At 46.0% G+C, this 19,273-nt stretch carries 8 protein-coding genes; 7 read left to right on the top strand and 1 reads right to left on the bottom strand.

The genetic code is table 11. The features are described from left to right. Positions 1 to 11: 11 nt before the first annotated feature. The 6 genes from aceE (at position 12) to BEL05_RS05570 (ending at position 15,516) form a co-directional block, all read left to right on the top strand. The gene (aceE, locus tag BEL05_RS05600; protein WP_028764093.1) at positions 12 to 2,678 is read left to right on the top strand and encodes a pyruvate dehydrogenase (acetyl-transferring), homodimeric type; all 2,667 of its coding nucleotides are present in this window, start codon (positions 12 to 14) and stop codon (positions 2,676 to 2,678) included. Between the two features lie 12 nt (positions 2,679 to 2,690). Then, entirely contained in the window at positions 2,691 to 4,631 is a 1,941-nt protein-coding gene (gene aceF / locus BEL05_RS05595) for a pyruvate dehydrogenase complex dihydrolipoyllysine-residue acetyltransferase (RefSeq protein ID WP_069670551.1), read from the top strand. Positions 4,632 to 4,784: 153 nt separating this feature from the next. Beyond that, positions 4,785 to 6,212 (top strand): dihydrolipoyl dehydrogenase, encoded by a 1,428-nt coding sequence (lpdA, locus tag BEL05_RS05590; protein WP_028764095.1) that lies wholly within the window; start codon positions 4,785 to 4,787, stop codon positions 6,210 to 6,212. A 126-nt stretch (positions 6,213 to 6,338) separates the two neighbouring features. Next, entirely contained in the window at positions 6,339 to 10,787 is a 4,449-nt protein-coding gene (locus tag BEL05_RS05585) for an EAL domain-containing protein (RefSeq protein ID WP_069670550.1), read from the top strand. 343 nt (positions 10,788 to 11,130) lie between these two features. Further along, positions 11,131 to 13,344, top strand: a complete 2,214-nt coding sequence (locus tag BEL05_RS05575) for a patatin-like phospholipase family protein (RefSeq protein ID WP_069670548.1) — start codon at positions 11,131 to 11,133, stop codon at positions 13,342 to 13,344. 117 nt (positions 13,345 to 13,461) lie between these two features. Beyond that, on the top strand, positions 13,462 to 15,516 hold the full coding sequence (locus tag BEL05_RS05570; RefSeq protein WP_069670547.1) for a M13 family metallopeptidase: 2,055 nt from the start codon (positions 13,462 to 13,464) through the stop codon (positions 15,514 to 15,516). A 56-nt stretch (positions 15,517 to 15,572) separates the two neighbouring features. Here the strand turns inward: BEL05_RS05570 and hxpB are convergent, their stop codons facing one another. Continuing rightward, positions 15,573 to 16,241 (bottom strand): hexitol phosphatase HxpB, encoded by a 669-nt coding sequence (hxpB, locus tag BEL05_RS05565; RefSeq protein WP_069670546.1) that lies wholly within the window; start codon positions 16,239 to 16,241, stop codon positions 15,573 to 15,575. A gap of 413 nt (positions 16,242 to 16,654) precedes the next feature. Between hxpB and acnB the strand changes: the two genes are divergently transcribed. Beyond that, complete coding sequence (gene acnB / locus BEL05_RS05560; RefSeq protein ID WP_069670545.1) at positions 16,655 to 19,252, top strand: bifunctional aconitate hydratase 2/2-methylisocitrate dehydratase; 2,598 nt, start codon at positions 16,655 to 16,657, stop codon at positions 19,250 to 19,252. Positions 19,253 to 19,273: the final 21 nt, after the last annotated feature.

Here is a 19,273-nt window from a genome sequence, read left to right as displayed (position 1 = left end):
AGGACTGCGAAATGTCTGAACATATGCTACAAGATTTAGATCCGTTAGAGACTCAAGAGTGGGTTGATTCACTGCAAGCTGTATTAGAGCAGGAAGGCCCAGAGCGTGCACATTATCTGTTAGAAAAGCTGATTGATAAGGCACGTCGTAACGGTACTCATCTGCCATACAAAGCAACGACTGCGTATTTAAACACAATTCCAGCGGGTCAAGAGCCGCACATGCCTGGTAACCAAGAGATGGAGCGCCGTATTCGCGCTATCGTCCGTTGGAACGCATTGGCAATGGTACTGCGCGGATCGAAAAAAGACCTTGAGCTGGGTGGCCATATTTCAAGTTTTGCTTCTAGTGCGACCATTTATGACGTCTGTTTTAACCACTTCTTCCGTGCGCCAAACGAGAAAGACGGTGGCGACTTAGTCTATTTCCAAGGTCATATCGCACCAGGCATTTACTCGCGTTCGTTCCTAGAAGGTCGTATCACTGAAGATCAGATGAACAATTTCCGTCAAGAAGTTGATGGCAAGGGTCTTTCATCTTATCCGCATCCTAAGTTGATGCCTGACTACTGGCAGTTCCCTACGGTATCTATGGGTCTTGGTCCGATTCAAGCCATTTACCAAGCACGTTACCTTAAGTACCTGACTGACCGCGGTCTGAAAGACTGCTCTGAGCAGACGGTTTACTGTTTCTTAGGTGATGGTGAGTGTGACGAGCCAGAAGCTTTAGGTGCGATTGGTTTAGCTGCGCGTGAAGAACTCGATAACTTGGTGTTTATCGTTAACTGTAACCTGCAGCGTCTTGATGGTCCTGTGCGTGGTAACGGTAAGATTATTCAAGAGCTTGAAGGCGAATTCCGCGGCGCAGGCTGGGAAGCCGTTAAGGTTATTTGGGGTCGTTACTGGGATCCACTATTGGCCCGTGACACCAGCGGTAAGTTACTGCAGTTGATGGAAGAAACCGTTGACGGTGAATATCAAAACTGTAAGGCCAAAGGCGGCGCGTATACCCGTGAGCACTTCTTTGGTAAGTACCCTGAAACGGCCGAGATGGTGGCTAACATGTCAGACGATGACATTTGGCGTCTAAACCGTGGCGGTCATGATCCCGTTAAGATTTTTGCAGCGCTTCAGCATGCCAAAAACACTAAAGGCCGTCCTACCGTTATTCTAGCCAAAACCGTTAAAGGTTATGGTATGGGTGATGCGGGTGAAGGTAAAAACATCGCGCATAACGTGAAGAAGATGGGTGTTGATTCACTCAAGTACTTCCGCGATCGTTTCAATATCCCGATTAGTGATGATCAGTTAGAAGATATTCCGTTCTACCACCCTGGTCCAGATTCTGAAGAGGTTAAGTACCTTAAAGCGCGTCGTGAAGCGTTGCATGGTGCCATGCCTGCTCGTCGTGAACAGTTCTCTGAAGATCTTGAAGTGCCTTCTTTGAAAATTTTTGACTCAGTGCTAAAAGGCTCTAACGGTCGTGAAATTTCAAGCACCATGGCGTTTGTACGTATTCTCACAGCGCTATTAAAAGATAAGAAGATTGGTAAGCGTATTGTACCAATCATTCCTGATGAAGCGCGTACCTTTGGTATGGAAGGCCTATTCCGTCAAGTGGGTATTTACGCTCACGAAGGCCAAAAGTATGAGCCACAAGATTCTGATCAGGTTGCTTACTATCGTGAAGATAAGTCTGGTCAAGTATTGCAAGAAGGTATTAACGAGCTAGGTGCAATGTCATCTTGGGTCGCAGCAGCTACCAGTTACTCGGTTAACGACACACCAACGATTCCTTTCTATATCTACTACTCTATGTTTGGTTTCCAACGTATTGGCGATATGGCGTGGGCTGCTGGTGATATGCGTGCCCGTGGCTTTATGGTAGGTGGTACTTCTGGCCGTACAACGCTAAATGGTGAGGGTCTACAGCACCAAGATGGCCACAGCCATGTATTAGCCAACACGATTCCAAACTGCATCTCTTATGACCCAACTTACGGTTACGAGATTGCGGTAGTGGTTCAAGATGGTATTCGTCGTATGTATGGCGAAAACCAAGAAGATATCTTCTACTACTTGACCACCATGAACGAAAACTACGTGCAGCCAGAAATGCCAGAAGGCGCTGAAGAGGGTATCGTTAAAGGTATCTATAAGCTTGAATCTGTATCTGGCAGCGGTAAAGGTAAGGTCCAGCTTATGGGTTGTGGCACCATCCTTGAGCAAGTACGTAAAGCGGCGCAAGCCCTTGCCAAAGATTTCGGCATCTCGTCAGATGTATTCAGTGTAACCAGCTTCAACGAGTTGACCCGTGATGGTCAAGCCGCTGAGCGTTACAACATGCTGCACCCAACTGAAACACCTAAACAAGCCTATATCAGCCAAGTGATTTCAAGCGAGGCACCAGCAATTGTAGCCACTGATTACATGAAGATATATGGCGAGCAACTGCGTGCTTATATCCCAACGGACTACAAAGTATTGGGTACCGATGGTTTCGGTCGTAGTGATAGCCGCGAAAACCTACGTCATCACTTTGAAGTGGATGCTAAGTTTATCGTTATCGCCGCGCTGAAATCGCTCGTTGACCGTAACGAGTTACCAGTAGATGTGTTGACGAAAGCCATTGCCGAATATGGCATTGACGCTGACAAGATCAACCCACAGTACGCGTAAAGGGGACAGATAATGGCTGAATTAAAAGAAGTTTTAGTCCCTGATATCGGTGGGGATGAAGTACAGGTTATTGAGATCTGTGTAGCGGTTGGCGACAGCATTGAAGCTGAAGAGTCGATTATCACCGTTGAAAGCGACAAGGCGACCATGGATATTCCTGCGCCGTTCGCAGGTACACTTACAGAGCTAAAAGTCGCTGTGGGTGATACGGTATCTGAAGGTTCACTGATTGCTATGATGAGTGCAGGTGCTACCGCTGCCGCTGAGGTCCCTGTTGCTGAAGCACCTAGTGCACCAGCAGCGCCAGCTGCCTCTGAGTCTGCTCCTGTAGCAGCGCCAGCGCCTGCTGCAACGTCACAAATTATTGAAGTGGCCGTGCCTGATATTGGCGATGCCGCCGATGTCGATGTGATTGAAGTGCTAGTGGCCGTTGGCGACAGCATTGATGTGGATACGGGTCTTATTACCCTTGAAACCGATAAAGCGACCATGGAAGTGCCAGCCCCTGCGGCGGGTGTTATCACCGAGATGAAAGTCTCTGTGGGCGATAAGGTTTCTCAAGGCTCGCTAGTATTGATGCTACAAGTGAGTGGTGGCGAAGCAGCGGCTCCAGCGCCAGTTGCAGAGACGGCTCCTGTTGCAGCACCTGTTGCAACCACGGTTGAAGTGAAAGAGATTGCAGTGCCTGATATTGGTGATGCTGCTGATGTCGATGTTATCGAAGTGCTTGTGGCTGTGGGCGATATGATTGAAGCTGATCAAGGCCTCATCACGCTTGAAACCGACAAGGCAACCATGGAAGTGCCTGCGCCGTTTGCGGGTAAACTTGTTTCGTTAACCATCAAGGTGGGTGATAAGGTTTCTCAGGGTAGCGTTATCGCAACGGTTGAGACCCAATCAAGTGCCCCTACACCTGTAGCGGCTCCAGTACAAGCGGCTGCGCCGGCTCCTGTTGCGGCAGCACCTGCTGCGAGCAAGCCACCCGTGCCACATCATCCAAGTGCAGGCAGCACACCTAAGACAGGTGCTGTGCATGCCTCACCAGCTGTGCGCCGTTTAGCGCGTGAGTTTGGTGCAGACTTGACGCTGGTTACCGGTACGGGTCGCAAGGGACGTATTCTTAAAGAGGATGTTCAGGCATTCATTAAGTATGAGCTAAGCCGTCCTAAAGCGACTGCAGCGACTGCGGTTGCTGGCGGTGCTGGTGGACTAAACGTGATTGCTGCGCCTAAAGTCGATTTTGCTAAATTTGGTGAAGTTGAAGAGGTACCGCTAACTCGTATTCAGAAGATCTCTGGGCCGAACCTACATCGTAACTGGGTCACTATTCCCCATGTGACGCAATTTGATGAAGCAGATATTACTGAGCTTGAAGCCTTCCGTAAGCAGCAAAATGAGTTAGCTGCTAAGCAGAAGAGTGGTGTAAAAATCACGCCGCTTGTCTTTATGATGAAAGCAGTTGCTAAGGCGCTACAGCAGTTCCCTGTCTTTAACGCGAGCCTGAGTGCCGATGGCGAATCGTTGATAAAGAAGAAGTACTATCACATTGGTGTTGCAGTTGATACGCCAAATGGTTTGGTCGTGCCAGTGGTTCGCGATGTCGATAAGAAAGGCATTATTGAGCTGTCAGCTGAGCTGATGGAGATCTCTATTAAAGCGCGTGACGGCAAGCTTAAGTCAGCGGATATGCAGGGCAGTTGCTTTACTATCTCTAGTCTTGGCGGTATTGGTGGTACGGCGTTTACGCCTATCGTTAATTACCCTGACGTGGCAATTCTTGGTGTATCTAAGTCTGAGATTAAACCTAAGTGGAATGGTAAAGATTTCGAGCCTAAGCTAATGTTGCCGCTGTCTTTATCTTATGACCACCGTGTGATCGACGGCGCCATGGCGGCACGCTTTAGCGTGACACTGTCAAGTATGCTGTCCGACATACGTACACTTATTTTGTAATGATGAAGGCTACTCATGTTGAGTAGCCTTTTGTTTAACTCGATGACAGGTTAAAATGCGGCCACCTTACAAGAACACACGTTCAAAAAGCTGGCGTCATACAGCGTTGGGCCGGAGCTCCTCCCAACGGAATGAGAAAGAATAGAGGAAAACATGAGTAACGAAATCAAAACTCAGGTATTAGTATTGGGTGCAGGTCCTGCGGGTTATTCAGCGGCATTTCGTGCTGCTGATTTAGGTCTAGAAACTGTGATCGTTGAGCGTTTTAGCACCTTAGGTGGTGTTTGTCTTAACGTCGGTTGTATTCCGTCTAAAGCACTGCTTCACGTTGCGAAAGTAATTGAAGAAGCTAAAGCGGTTGCAAGCCACGGTGTGGTTTTTGGCGAGCCACAGATTGACCTAGATAAGCTACGTGACTTTAAACAAGGCGTGATCAGTCAGCTGACTGGTGGGCTAGGCGGCATGTCAAAAATGCGCAAAGTTAACGTAGTTAATGGCTTTGGTAAGTTTACTGGCCCTAACACGATTGAAGTGGCTGGTGAAGATGGCGTTAAAGTGGTTCACTTTGAAAAAGCCATTATCGCTGCGGGCTCACGTCCAATTCAATTGCCATTTATTCCTCATGAAGATCCACGCATTTGGGATTCTACCGATGCGCTAGAGCTTAAAGAAGTACCAGGTAAGCTGCTGGTTATGGGTGGCGGTATCATTGGTCTAGAGATGGGGACAGTTTACTCTTCACTAGGTAGTGATATTGATGTGGTTGAGATGTTCGACCAAGTTATTCCTGCTGCTGATAAAGATATCGTTCGCGTTTACACTAAGAAAATCAAGAAGAAGTTCAATCTTATCCTTGAAACTAAAGTGACAGCCGTTGAAGCAAAAGAAGATGGTATCTACGTTTCAATGGAAGGCAAAAAAGCCCCAGCTGAGCCTGTACGCTATGACGCAGTATTAGTTGCTATCGGTCGTACACCAAATGGTAAGTTGATTGATGCCGACAAAGCTGGCGTTAATATTGATGAGCGTGGTTTCATCAATGTAGATAAGCAGATGCGCACTAACGTTCCGCACATTTTCGCGATTGGCGATATTGTTGGTCAGCCAATGCTTGCACACAAAGGTGTGCATGAAGGCCACGTTGCTGCAGAAGTCATTGCTGGTATGAAGCATTACTTCGATCCAAAAGTGATTCCATCAATTGCCTACACTGACCCAGAAGTCGCTTGGGTTGGTCTAACAGAGAAAGAAGCTAAAGAGCAAGGTATTGCTTATGAAACAGCGACTTTCCCATGGGCTGCAAGCGGTCGTGCGATAGCATCTGATTGCGCTGATGGTATGACTAAGTTGATTTTCGATAAAGAGACTCACCGTGTGATTGGTGGTGCTATCGTGGGGGTTAACGGTGGTGAACTACTAGGTGAAATCGGTCTTGCGATTGAGATGGGTTGTGATGCAGAAGATCTAGCACTCACCGTTCATGCACACCCAACTTTACATGAGTCTGTTGGCCTAGCGGCTGAGATTTACGAAGGTTCAATCACTGATTTGCCAAACCCTAAGGCAAAGAAGAAAAAATAACTTAAGTTATTAATAAAAAAGCGCTCATTGAGCGCTTTTTTTTTGCTAGTCTTACTTATATTATAAATTTGTAACGAAATCGCATCGTCAATTTCTTCTACTCTACCAGACTGAGTTACGTAGCCTATGAGCCTGAGCTATTTTCGTATTATTGTGTTTGGACTGCTGCTATCCAGTATCCTGTCGCCTGTCTATGCTGGGGATTTGGTACAGCGAGTCTTTACGGCTCGAGATGGGCTGAATAACGCAACTATTAACGATATAGCTTTCGATGCCCACGGCTTTACTTGGCTTGCAACAGAACAAGGGCTCTATCGCATTAGCGATACCACTGCCCGCCGCATCGACAGTCTCAATGATGAGCTACGCATTGCTGATGAATACATATACCTAGTCGAGCCTCTCAGCGACAAGCATCTGCTGATCAGTAGTTACACTAACACTTACCTTTATGACATCGTTGAAGATGAATTCGCTCAATTTGGCACCTCACAGCTGTTTCCCGCATTTAATCAGGGTGGTCTAAATACGTTAACGCGACGAGATGATGGCTCTCTCATCTTGCTCAATTATGTCGGTGAGTTGTACCGTTTAGACTATGACTCCATGTCACTGGAACTTGTCACCACTTTGGCTAATGATCCCGATACGCCTTGGTTTTTTTTAGCGCAACACACAGATGGTAATTTATTGGTGGCTAAGGCATCTGAATTGCAGCTGAGGGATAGCCTAGGGATGTTAAGAGCAATCTTTCCTTGGACAGAGGAACAGGGATTGATCAAAGCGCTATTCAAAGATGAGGTTGGCCGAATCTGGCTCAGTTCAAATAATGGGTTATATCGTGTTGATGTCGATAAGGTGAGTGTCAGTAAAGTTGACCAAGTCCCTTTTTACATTACTACCATGACCCAAGAATCCGGAGGGGCCTTATGGTTGGCGGGTCGAGATGGACTAGTTAAATGGCACCCTGATACCGGTGAGCTTAAAGTGTTTGCCGATGAGTTGAAACTGGCGGCAGATATTGATTATGTGTATGACATCGCTGTAGATAGTAACAATCTTATTTGGGTCGGCGGTTCTGGTGATGGACTTGCGATCGTTGCCGATACACCGGATTTTGTCCTCGATGATTTTAGCACTAAAGCCCCTTACCACTTAGATAATGAGATGGTTTGGTCGATTTTTGCCGAAGAAAATTGGGTCTGGCTGGGGACGGATTTAGGCTTAATTGAGGTCAACAGAGTTACTCAGCAGAGTTTTACTTATATACCTGACGGCTTTGACGTTAATGACAGTGTTTTTCATATTCAAAAATTTGATAAACGCCACCTGCTGATGGCGACCACAAATGGCTTGTTTCTTTATGATCAGGAGGCTCGAGTCGCACAGCGATTTGCCAAATTAACTGGGGGGCGCTCCTCTTTAGAAAATAAGTATGTTTATGCCAGTTATAAAGACTCACTGATTCAAGGGCGTTGGTGGTTTCCCACCGCGACAGGACTATTTTATTGGGATGAAGGCACTTTAGAACCCAAAACTTACGCGATAAAAGGCGTTGATGGCACCTTGCACCAAGCGGCCCTGCGAAGTGCCCATCGTACGGCTGATGGCAAGTTATGGGTTGGTGGCGATAACTATTTTGGTTATATCGATAATCGAGGCATTTTCTATTCAAGGATCGATATTTTTGCCGACAGTAATCTCGCAATCGATGTGAGTTATATCAAAGAGGTTGACTCAGGCGTGTTATGGCTAGGTACCTCACCAAAAGGGATTGTTGAGTATCATCCGAAAACAGGATTAACCTACCTTTTATCTAAGACGTGGTCGGTGCAGTGTCCTTCGGTTTTCTTCATTGAGCAGATACCAAGGTATAAGGTCATCGGATGCACTAATTCGATTATTCGACAAGATCTGCAAACTGGGGAGATTCTTGTTATTGAAAAGCAAGATGGGCTAGTGAGTCATGAGCTCAATGATGGCGCATCCTATTTTGCACCAGGGATGGGTCTGTTTGTGGGTAGCCCTGATGGTGCAGCATTAATCGATGTGTCTAAGTTAAGTAATCGTCTATTGCAAGATGGTATCCAGTTGGAGTCGGTGTCGGTGTTTTATGAGCAATCGACCGATATTGACCTTATTCCTAAGCCGAACAAATTAATAGCGCCAGGTTCTAAAATGATCAGTTTTCAACTGACCAGTTTAGATTATCTAACTGATAAACCGCTGGAGCTCAAATACCGTTTACGTCGAGACAGTGACGATGAACAAGCGAATTATTTACAGCTCTCTGGACAGTCATTAATTAACCTTTCCGGTTTGAGTCAAGGCAACTATACCTTAGAGATATTGAGTCGAAATAATGGAATATGGTTAGATAAGCCCTATAGTTACTCATTTAGCGTTAGGGATTACTGGTGGAATAATACTTGGTTCAAAGCCAGTATTATTATGGCGCTGGTCTTTTCTGCTCTCTATGTACTGTACATTCGCCATCTCCAGTTGAGTGCTTTTAGGCGAGTAAATAAGGCGCTAAAAGAGAGTGAAGAGCGTTTGCGCCAATCCTTAAAAGGCAGTGACGCTGAACTTTGGGAGTGGCGTAGCAACACGCAACTGTTCAATTTAGAGAATCGTGGTGGCAGCTTTATTGGTCAACCTGAGACGGTGCAGCTAAAGATTGAGGAGTTCCCCGTTCATGATGAGGACCGCCAAGATGTGCGGGAAGCATGGGGAAGGTTACTGGCAAAAGAGGATGATAGGCTCGATGTAGAGTATCGTTACCTTCGTCCAGACGACTCTTGGGGATGGACACGAGTGAGAGGCCGTCCACTCGAGTTTGAACCAGTGACAGGCAAAGTGAAAAAGGTGGCGGGTATCTATACTGATATAACCGCTCAACGGCAGTTAGAAGATGATGTCAAACTGTTAGCGCAGGCGTTTGGTAACACATCTGAAGGGGTGTTAATTTTAGATTCGCAAGAGTGTGTCAAAGTGTCCAATAAGGCGGCCCAGAACATACTTGGTATGCCAGCCTCGGAGCTAAATGGTCGTTATTTCTCGCAGCTAGTGCATTCGAGTGATGAGCGTAGTGATGAAATCAATATTTTGTTGGAGCAAGGGATCACCTGGACCGGCGAGCATGAGTTTAGGGGGGGGGCTGGGCATACTAGTCCTGTTTGGTTGAATCTATCCACCATGGAAAACAGTCGCGGTGTGATAACACACTACGTTGCTGTTTTTTCTGATATTACTGAGCGTAAGCAAACCGAAGCGGATCTCAGGCGTCTAGCCAATTACGATGTGTTAACTGGTCTACCCAATCGGTCGCTGTTTTCATCGCGCTTAGCAAGCTGTATCCATAGAGCTCTCGTCACAGAGGAAAAACTTGCACTTATTTTTCTCGACTTAGATAGATTTAAAAATGTCAATGACTCCTACGGTCATAGTATGGGGGATGCATTGCTAGTGGAGGCGGCTAACCGTTTACAGCAATGTGTGACCGACAATCATACGCTGTGCCGTTTTGGTGGTGATGAGTTTGTTATTTTACTGCGCGATATGGATGATATTGATGAGATCAATCATCTTTGTGAGGAGTTAATTAGGCAGATAGAGAGACCCTTTGAGCTTTATGGACGAGAGTTTTTCATCTCGACCAGTATTGGTGTGAGTTTATGGCCCGATGATGCACAGCAGCCTGAGACGCTGATTAAAAACGCCGATCAGGCGATGTACCACGCCAAAGAAGAGGGTCGCGGTAACTTCCAGTACTTTTCTGCCGAGCGTAACACAGAGGCGCTGTACCACCTTAAGTTAGAGGCGGAATTAAGGAAGGCAATAGAGCGCCAGGAGTTTGAACTGCATTATCAACCACAGATCGATATTTTGCATGATGATAGTGTGGTGGGGATGGAGGCATTGTTGCGTTGGCACCATCCTAAAGAGGGCTATGTCAGGCCTGATATTTTCATCAAGATTGCAGAGTCTTGTGGCTTGATTATCGATATTGATCGTTGGGTTTTAAATCAAGCCTGTCGGCAGGGCGCTTTGTGGGCAAAGACTTATGATAAAAGATATAAGCTTTCCATCAATATCTCAGCGGTGCATTTCAGACAGCCTGATTTTATTCAGGGAATAGAAAAGGCACTCTCTGATTCGGGGATGCCAGCGAGTATGCTTGGACTTGAGATCACAGAAGGTGTGTTAATGAAAGAGTTACACATCGCTAAAGATCACCTCAAAGCGCTGCGAAGGTTAGGTATTGATGTGGCCATCGATGATTTTGGTACTGGTTACTCATCACTCGCGTATTTGCGCAGTTTCGATGTTAGTACTTTAAAAATTGATCGCTCTTTTTTGATTGATATCGCCAATAACGAAGCGGATCAGGCTATCGCCAGTAGTATCATTGAATTAGCACGAAACTTAAAGCTGAAGGTGGTAGCCGAAGGCATTGAAACCAAGGCGCAGCTTGAGCAAGTATTTAGCCGTGGTTGTTATGTTATTCAAGGTTACTATTTTGCTAAACCTATGGCGGTTGAGGAGTTTGAAGCGTTTCTCGTTAAAAAGCATTGAGATTAGTCGGCATACCTTTTGATGATTTGGCCACAAAGCGTGGCCATTTTTATTTTGAAAACAAGCAAGATGGTGGTTGAGGTATATCGGGGAAGCTGTTGGCACTCGATTAGCGTACTTTATCTAACTGATATTATAGTGATTTTACTATTGCCTTTAATCAAGGCTATAGAGGCTCATGAACCCTTTATATGGAGATACTGCGATAAAGCATTTGCACTCGCACTTTCAATTGGCTGGCCGTTGATCGTATTTAAATTTGTTGACGTGCAGCACACTTTCTCGTTTTGCCACATGTTTGCTAGAATGTGTCATCTTTGTGTCTATCAGTTTGAAAAATAATATGATACGTGTTCTGTTTTTTGCCCTGCTGTTTTGCATGAGTTCAGCTGTTGTATCGGCGGAAGTTCGTCCTAAGGTAGGTTTGGTGCTGAGCGGTGGCGGCGCGAAAGGGGCGGCACATATCGCTGTATTAAAGACGTTAGAAGCGAACCGCATTCCGGTGGATTATATCGCGGGCACCAGTATTGGAGCCTATGTCGGTGGCATGTATGCCTTGGGGTACAGTGCCGCTGAAATAGAAGCGATTATGATGGGGGAGAACTGGAATGATGGATTCTCAGATACGATTCCACGAGCAGCTCTTAGCTATCGAGATAAACAACACAGAGATAGATTTAACATCCCCATTAACGTGGGCTTTAGCGATCAAGAGGTAAAGGTTCCTAATGGCTTGCTTCGTGGGCAAACAATGTCAATACTCTTGCAACGTTCGACCGACTTAGTGCATAAGTTTGAGCATTTCGATCAACTTGCTATTCCCTACCGCGCTGTGGCGACGGATCTGGAAACCAGTCAACCGGTTGTGATGAGTCGGGGCAGTTTAGTTGATGCGATGCAAGCTTCTGCTTCAGTGCCTGGGGCGCTTCAAGCGTCAGAATACCAAGGTAAAATGGTGGTTGACGGTGGTATCGCCAATAACATGCCCGTTGATGTAGTGAAAAGCATGGGTGCCGATATTATTATTGCCGTTGATATTGGTTCGTCATTAGTCAAACGCGACCAATTGCAGAGCACGGTTGCCGTGCTTAATCAGTTATCGACAATGTTGACCAACGCCAGTACTGAGCGTCAAAAACAGCTGCTATCAGATAATGATATTTTGATCCGACCCGACGTAGGTGAACTCAGCACAACAGACTTTAGCATTATGCCGCTAGCCTACCGTCTCGGTGAGGAAGCTGCCTTAGCTAAGCTAGAGCAGTTGCGAGCCTTGTCGATCAGTGAAACGTCCTACACGGCTTATCAAGGTCACAAAGCCACCGTTAGCTTAGCGTGGGAGGACAACCTACAAAAGCCAGTGGTCGCGATTCAAGTTGACAATAATTCTAAAGTTAGCGAAAGCCTATTGCGGGAGACCTTGGGCATTGAAATTGGTCAAGTGGTGGACAAGCAAACTCTCGAAGCCGGTATTAATCAAGTCTATGCGTTGGACAAATTTGAAAGAGTTAACGCAGAGTTTATTGATACCGATGAAGGGCGTATTTTAGTGCTTAAAACCACGGCTAAATCGTGGGGGCCCAATTATTTCCAGCTTGGTTTTAGTTGGGAAGATGATTTCTCTCTCGACTCGGCCGTGGCACTCGATGTGGCTTATACCATGAAGGATCTGACCGTTAATGGCGGGGAGTGGCGTAATGAGTTGCGTTTAGGGTTTGAAAAGTTGTTGTCGAGTGAATTTTATCAACCCTTGGATACTGACCAAACCTACTTTGCCCGCAGTCAACTCTCCATGGAGCGTAAAGACTGGGATTTTTATGAAGATAATAACCGTGTCGTGCAGCTTGAACAGATCAATTATCGCGCTGACTTAGGTATTGGTTATAACTATACAAAAGCGGGGGCTATAGAGTTGGGGGTGACAGGTGAACGGGGCAATTTGGAAAATGCAGCGTTTTTCGGTGATCTCGATTACTCATCTTATGGCGGTTACTTTAAGTTTGCTTATGATGATTTAGACAGTATCAACTTTCCCACGTCTGGTAATCGTTTTACTGTTGACCTCTATTATCGTAGAGATGAGAGCCCGCAAATTTCCAGCATTGAGCCATCAGATACATCAGTACAACTTGAAGCTGAATGGCGAGGGGCCTTGAGTGTTAACAATCATGCCTTTGTGGGAATGGCGTCAGTGGCGACCGTAGATAAAGACGCTGGTTTTAGTGTGCATGTATCTGAGTTAGGTGGTTTCCTTAACCTTTCTGGTTACCATAAAAATGCCTTGGTGGGCCCACATAAAGTGTTTGGTGCTTTTGTGTATCAATATGATTTAGGTCGAGATGTGCTTGGGATGACAGACTATCCACTCTATTTAGGCGCGAGCCTCGAAGCGGGTAACGTTTGGACGCTAAGACAAAGTGTTAGTCTCGATGATTTGATTTACGGTGGCAGTGTCTACTTCGGTACCGATACATCTGTTGGACCCGCTGCACTGGGTTTTGGTTGGACGGATGATGGTGAGAGATCTGTCTTTCTATTCTTAGGGAAAAACTGGTAGCACACTATTACAGATGGTTACAAAAACAGCCTACATCGAGTGAGTTGACGGTGGTAATGTTTGACCGGCAGAGCCTTATTGAGGCTAAAAGATCACAAAGGATATCGGGGATAAGCAATGAAAAAAGTCAGTGTAATCGCGTTCGCTGTAGCGCTGGGTTTAGGTGTTACGGCTTGTAGCAGCAATGAACCCACAACGAGTGAAAATGTGCAGCCCGCTAAAGTTTCCGGGGTTGAAAAAGCCAACTTTGATACTCAGGTTCGTCATCAAGATGATTTCTATTACAGTGTTAATGGCCACTGGTTAGCAAATACGCCTATTCCGGCAGACAAATCTAATTATGGTGCCTTTTCTGTGCTGTATGAGCAGAGCCAAAATGCCCTTAAAGTTATCATAGATGAAGCCGCCGCTAAGCCTAATAAAGTCGCTGGTTCTAGCGAGCAAAAGGTGGGTGACTTCTATGCTAGCTATATGAATACAGAGCTGGTTGAACAACTTGGTGTGACGCCACTAAAGGAGCCTTTAGCTGAGATTGGATTGGCTAAAGATCACAATGATGTTGCCACGTTAATGGGCAAATTACTGGTCAGTGGTGTCGCGGTCCCATTTGGTTTTTATGTCAATAATGATGCGAAAAACTCCACAGAATATGCGGTTTATCTGTACCAATCTGGTTTAACGCTACCCGATCGTGATTACTATTTAAAAGATGAGGCAAAGTTTGTCGCCAATCGAGCGGCGATGAAAAGCTATGTCCAAGACTTGTTGACTAAAGCTGGCTACAGCCATGCCGCTCGGGCTGCAAGTAATGTGGCCGAAATTGAGCATTTTATCGCCCAGAGCCAATGGACGCGCACTGAATCTCGTGACGCGAATAAGAGCTATAACAAGATGGACAAGATGGCGTTGCAACAAGCCGTGAGTCATTTCGATTTTGTACAGTTTGCGGTGGGTGCTGATATTGAAAAAGTTAACGAGGTCATTGTCCGTCAGCCATCTTATTTTGAGAAGTTTGGTCAGCAATTTACCCAATTTAGTGTCGAGCAATGGCAAGATTACTTAGCTTTTCATGCTGTGGATGCCTATGCTGAACTGCTCAGCAAAGAGATGGTTGATCTGCATTTCGCCTTCCATGGTAAAACCTTAATGGGTATCGAAGAACAGAAGCCCCGCTGGAAGAAAGCGGTTGATGCCGCCGATCAGGTGATTGGTGAGCTGGTGGGCAAAGAGTATGTTAAGGCTCACTTTAAGCCAGAAGCTAAAGCGAGAATGGAACAGCTTATTCAAAATCTGATCAAAGGATTTGAGGTAAGCATTAACGAACTCGAGTGGATGACACCCGAAACCAAGGTGGCGGCGCAAGAGAAACTCTCTAAGTTTACTTATAAAATTGGTTATCCAGACAAGTGGAAAGATTATACTGATCTCGCCATTAAGCCAGATGATTTAGTCGGTAACTATCTGCGTTATGCTAAGTTTGAATATAAAGGCATGCTCGATAAGTTAGGCAAGCCTATTGATCGCACCGAATGGCATATGACGCCACAAACGGTTAACGCCTACTATAGCCCTGTGATGAACGAGATTGTTTTTCCCGCTGCGATCTTACAACCGCCATTTTTCAATATGGATGCAGATGATGCGATTAACTATGGTGGAATTGGCGCGGTAATTGGCCATGAGATCAGTCATGGTTTTGATGATCAAGGTGCCAAGTATGATGGTGATGGCAACTTACGCGATTGGTGGTCAGATAAAGATAGAGAAGAGTTTAACAAACGTGGTGCACAGCTCTCTGCTCAGTATTCAGCTTATGAGGCAATGCCGGGTAAATTTGTTAATGGTGACTTAACCTTAGGTGAAAACATTGGTGATCTTGGTGGGCTTACTGTCGCCGCTCGCTCTTATAAATTAAGTCTTAATGGAGCGGAAGGGCCAGTTATCGATGGATTAACGGCAGAGCAACGTCTCTTCGTTGGCTGGTCACAAGTCTGGCGTCGTAATTACCGCGATGAAGAGTTAGGCCGCCGTTTACTTACCGACTCTCATTCTCCTAGCCATTTCCGCGCGATGGGCACTCCGAGAAACATCCCTGCTTTCTATGAAGCATTTGATGTCAAAGAGGGCGATAAGATGTACTTAAGCGACGAGGAGCGAGTTAAGATCTGGTAAGTTGACGCTTAAGTTACAAAAAGCCCATCGTTAGATGGGCTTTTTTGTTTCTGAAATTAGTTGTCTATTCGATATAAGTAATCAGGGAGTTGGCTAAGATCTGCCAGTTGTTGGTGGGCTGCAGCCCATCTCGCTTGGTTGGCTTCATGGGGCGCTGGAATCGCTATGGTGAGCATATTGGCCGCTCTCGCTGCAATGAGGCCATTGAATGAGTCTTCGATAGCAAGGCACTTTGGTGGTGACACTCCCAGTGCGACCGCGCAGTTGAGATAAACCTCTGGGTGCGGTTTTCCAAGCGCTAAAGATTCGGCGCTGCAGATAGCATCAAAATATGGACGAATCGCCAGTTTCTGCATGACTGCATCAATAAGCTGTGATGAGGATGAGGTGGCCAAGCCTATTTTGAGTCCCTTATCTTTACAGGCGTTAAGTGCTTCGAAAACGCCTAACATGGCTTCGCCACTGCGCAGTATCTCTATCGATACTTGTTCAACAATAGCCGTTGCCGTTGCAGTGTTGTCATAGTTGTCCCAAGGATGACGCTGGTACCAATAACTCACGACTTGGTCGATACGAAGGCCGGTAGTTTGTAAGGTATCTTCAAGCGTAATGGGGATACCTAGTTGGCTAAGCACATTAAGTTCGGCAACTTGCCAACTGGGTTCAGAATCGATAAGTACGCCATCCATATCGAAGATCACGGCGGATAAATTATTGTGGCTCATTTTGGGCGTCCTAGTGGCTGTTAGCGCAATTAAAGTGGAATATTATGCGCAATCATTGGGTAATTACGACAAAATATTGTAAATTTTTTAGATTATTTTACTTAAGAATGGGTGGCTTTTAGCTCGTTTACAATAAATTATGATTAAGTGTTTATTCTGTTTTAAATCAATGCATTGGTAGGTGTTTCAAACTATTGTCTAATTTCATTTGTTTTATCCTTAAGATAATTTACTTAATGCCCTAGAGAATCCCCGTAATTTCTCACATCTAAGAGTGTGATCTGATTCATACTTTTACAAAGCTGTAGTATAATGCGGACCGGAAATACGGGTTGAGCCTGCTTGACTGTTAGCTTCAGAATTGAAGGCGTGCAGTTTCGCTGTTAGAACGCCAAACAAAGAGGAATGTTGCCGTGCTAGAAGCATATCGTAAACACGTCGCAGAACGTGCTGCAGAGGGCGTAGTCCCTAAGCCACTAGATGCCCATCAAGTGGCCGAGTTAATCGAATTAGTAAAAAATCCGCCAGCGGGTGAGCAAGAGTTCATTCTTGACCTGCTAGAAAACAGAATTCCCCCAGGTGTTGATGAAGCGGCATACGTTAAAGCTGGCTTTTTAGACGCTTTAGCTAAAGGCGAAGTCACCTCTTCAATCCTATCTTCTGAGCGTGCGGTTGAACTGCTTGGCACCATGCAAGGTGGGTATAATATTGAGCCGCTTATTGCTCAATTAGACAATGAAGCGCAAGCCCCATTAGCTGCCAAAGCGTTATCTCACACCTTGCTGATGTTTGATGCGTACCACGATGTGGTTGAGAAGATGCAAGCGGGTAACGCTCATGCTAAGCAAGTCGTTGAGTCTTGGGCGAATGCGGATTGGTATTTAAACCGCCCTAAGCTTGCAGACAAGATCACGCTGACCGTATTTAAAGTGACTGGTGAAACCAATACCGATGATTTGTCACCGGCGCCAGATGCATGGTCTCGTCCAGATATCCCATTGCATGCGCTAGCTATGCTGAAAAATGCACGTGATGGCATTGTGCCTGATGAAGCGGGTGTTGTGGGTCCAATCAAAGAGATCGCCAGCCTAAAAGAGAAAGGTCATCCACTTGTTTATGTGGGTGACGTTGTGGGCACGGGGTCTTCACGTAAGTCTGCAACTAACTCAGTACTTTGGTTCATGGGCGATGATATCCCTAATGTGCCGAACAAACGTGCTGGTGGTTTCTGCCTAGGTGGAAAGATCGCACCTATCTTCTTCAACACTATGGAAGATGCGGGCGCACTGCCTATTGAGCTAGATGTTAGCAAGATGAACATGGGTGATGTGATTGATATTTACCCATATGAAGGCGTTGTTAAGTTGCATGGCACTGACGAAGTGATTTCAGAGTTCAGCCTAAAAACTGAAGTGCTGTTAGACGAAGTGCGTGCGGGTGGTCGTATCCCATTGATCATCGGTCGTGGTCTAACTGACCGTGCTCGTGAAACTCTAGGCCTGCCAGCTTCTGAAGTATTTGTACGTCCACAAGATGTGGCTGATTCAGGCAAAGGTTACACCCTTGCACAGAAGATGGTTGGTAAAGCATGTGGCGTAGCGGGTGTGCGTCCAGGTCAATACTGTGAGCCTAAGATGACCTCTGTGGGTTCACAAGATACGACCGGTCCAATGACCCGTGATGAGCTGAAAGATCTAGCATGTCTAGGCTTTAGTGCTGATTTAACCATGCAGTCATTCTGTCATACTGCGGCTTATCCAAAGCCAGTGGACGTGAACACTCACCACACACTACCTGATTTTATTATGAATCGTGGCGGTGTTTCATTGCGTCCGGGTGACGGGGTTATTCACTCTTGGTTAAACCGTATGCTACTGCCTGATACCGTTGGTACGGGTGGTGACTCACATACGCGTTTCCCTATTGGTATCTCATTTCCAGCCGGTTCAGGTCTTGTCGCTTTCGCTGCGGCGACTGGTGTGATGCCTCTGGATATGCCTGAATCAATTTTGGTTCGCTTTAAAGGTGAAATGCAGCCAGGTATCACATTGCGTGACTTGGTCCATGCAATTCCGTTAAAAGCGATTGAAATGGGTCTTTTGACTGTTGAGAAGAAAGGTAAGATTAACGCTTTCTCTGGCCGTGTGCTTGAGATTGAAGGTCTTGAAAAGCTGAAGGTTGAGCAAGCGTTTGAACTTTCTGATGCATCGGCTGAGCGCAGTGCGGCAGGTTGTACCATCAAGCTAGATAAAGAGCCAATCATTGAATACCTAAACTCTAACATCGTCATGTTGAAGTGGATGATTGCTGAAGGTTATGGCGACCGTCGTACGATTGAGCGTCGTATCACTGCGATGCAAGAGTGGTTAGCTAACCCAGAGTTGATGGAAGCCGATAGCGATGCTGAATACGCAGAAATTATCGAAATCGATTTAAATGCGATCAAAGAACCAATTCTTTGTGCGCCGAACGATCCAGATGACGCCGTGCTACTTTCATCTGTTGTTGACACTAAAATTGACGAAGTGTTCGTTGGTTCATGTATGACTAACATCGGTCACTTCCGTGCAACCGGTAAGATGCTAGATAAGTTTGCGACGACTCTACCTACACGTTTGTGGATTGCGCCGCCAACTAAGATGGACAGAGATCAACTAACCGAAGAGGGTTACTACGCTATCTTTGGTCGTGTTGGTGCACGTATAGAGATCCCAGGTTGTTCGCTATGTATGGGTAATCAGGCACGTGTTGCTGAAGGTGCGACAGTGGTTTCAACGTCTACGCGTAACTTCCCTAACCGTCTTGGTACTGGTGCAAACGTATACTTGGCCTCTGCTGAGCTTGCTGCTGTTGCAGCGCTATTGGGTCGTCTCCCTAGCGTTGATGAGTATCAAAATTATGCTAAGGAGCTTGATGCGACGGCGGCAGATACCTATCGTTATCTGAACTTTGACCAGATTGATTCATACACCCAGAAAGCGGGTGAAGTGATTTTCCAATCGGCGGTTTAAGCGATATAACACAGTAACAAA

This window comes from Shewanella colwelliana (assembly GCF_001735525.1).
In the GTDB taxonomy this organism is placed as follows: Bacteria; Pseudomonadota; Gammaproteobacteria; order Enterobacterales; family Shewanellaceae; genus Shewanella; species Shewanella colwelliana.
Note: the sequence above shows the minus strand (reverse complement) of the source record. Positions and strands in the feature narration are given on the sequence as shown.

Bases quoted from the DNA above. Each gene is read 5' to 3' on its own strand.
- aceE (WP_028764093.1), top strand. From the start codon at position 12: ATGTCTGAACATATGCTACAAGATTTAGATCCGTTAGAGACTCAAGAG.
- aceF (WP_069670551.1), top strand. From the start codon at position 2,691: ATGGCTGAATTAAAAGAAGTTTTAGTCCCTGATATCGGTGGGGATGAA.
- lpdA (WP_028764095.1), top strand. From the start codon at position 4,785: ATGAGTAACGAAATCAAAACTCAGGTATTAGTATTGGGTGCAGGTCCT.
- BEL05_RS05585 (WP_069670550.1), top strand. From the start codon at position 6,339: ATGAGCCTGAGCTATTTTCGTATTATTGTGTTTGGACTGCTGCTATCC.
- BEL05_RS05575 (WP_069670548.1), top strand. From the start codon at position 11,131: ATGATACGTGTTCTGTTTTTTGCCCTGCTGTTTTGCATGAGTTCAGCT.
- BEL05_RS05570 (WP_069670547.1), top strand. From the start codon at position 13,462: ATGAAAAAAGTCAGTGTAATCGCGTTCGCTGTAGCGCTGGGTTTAGGT.
- hxpB (WP_069670546.1), bottom strand. From the start codon at position 16,241: ATGAGCCACAATAATTTATCCGCCGTGATCTTCGATATGGATGGCGTA.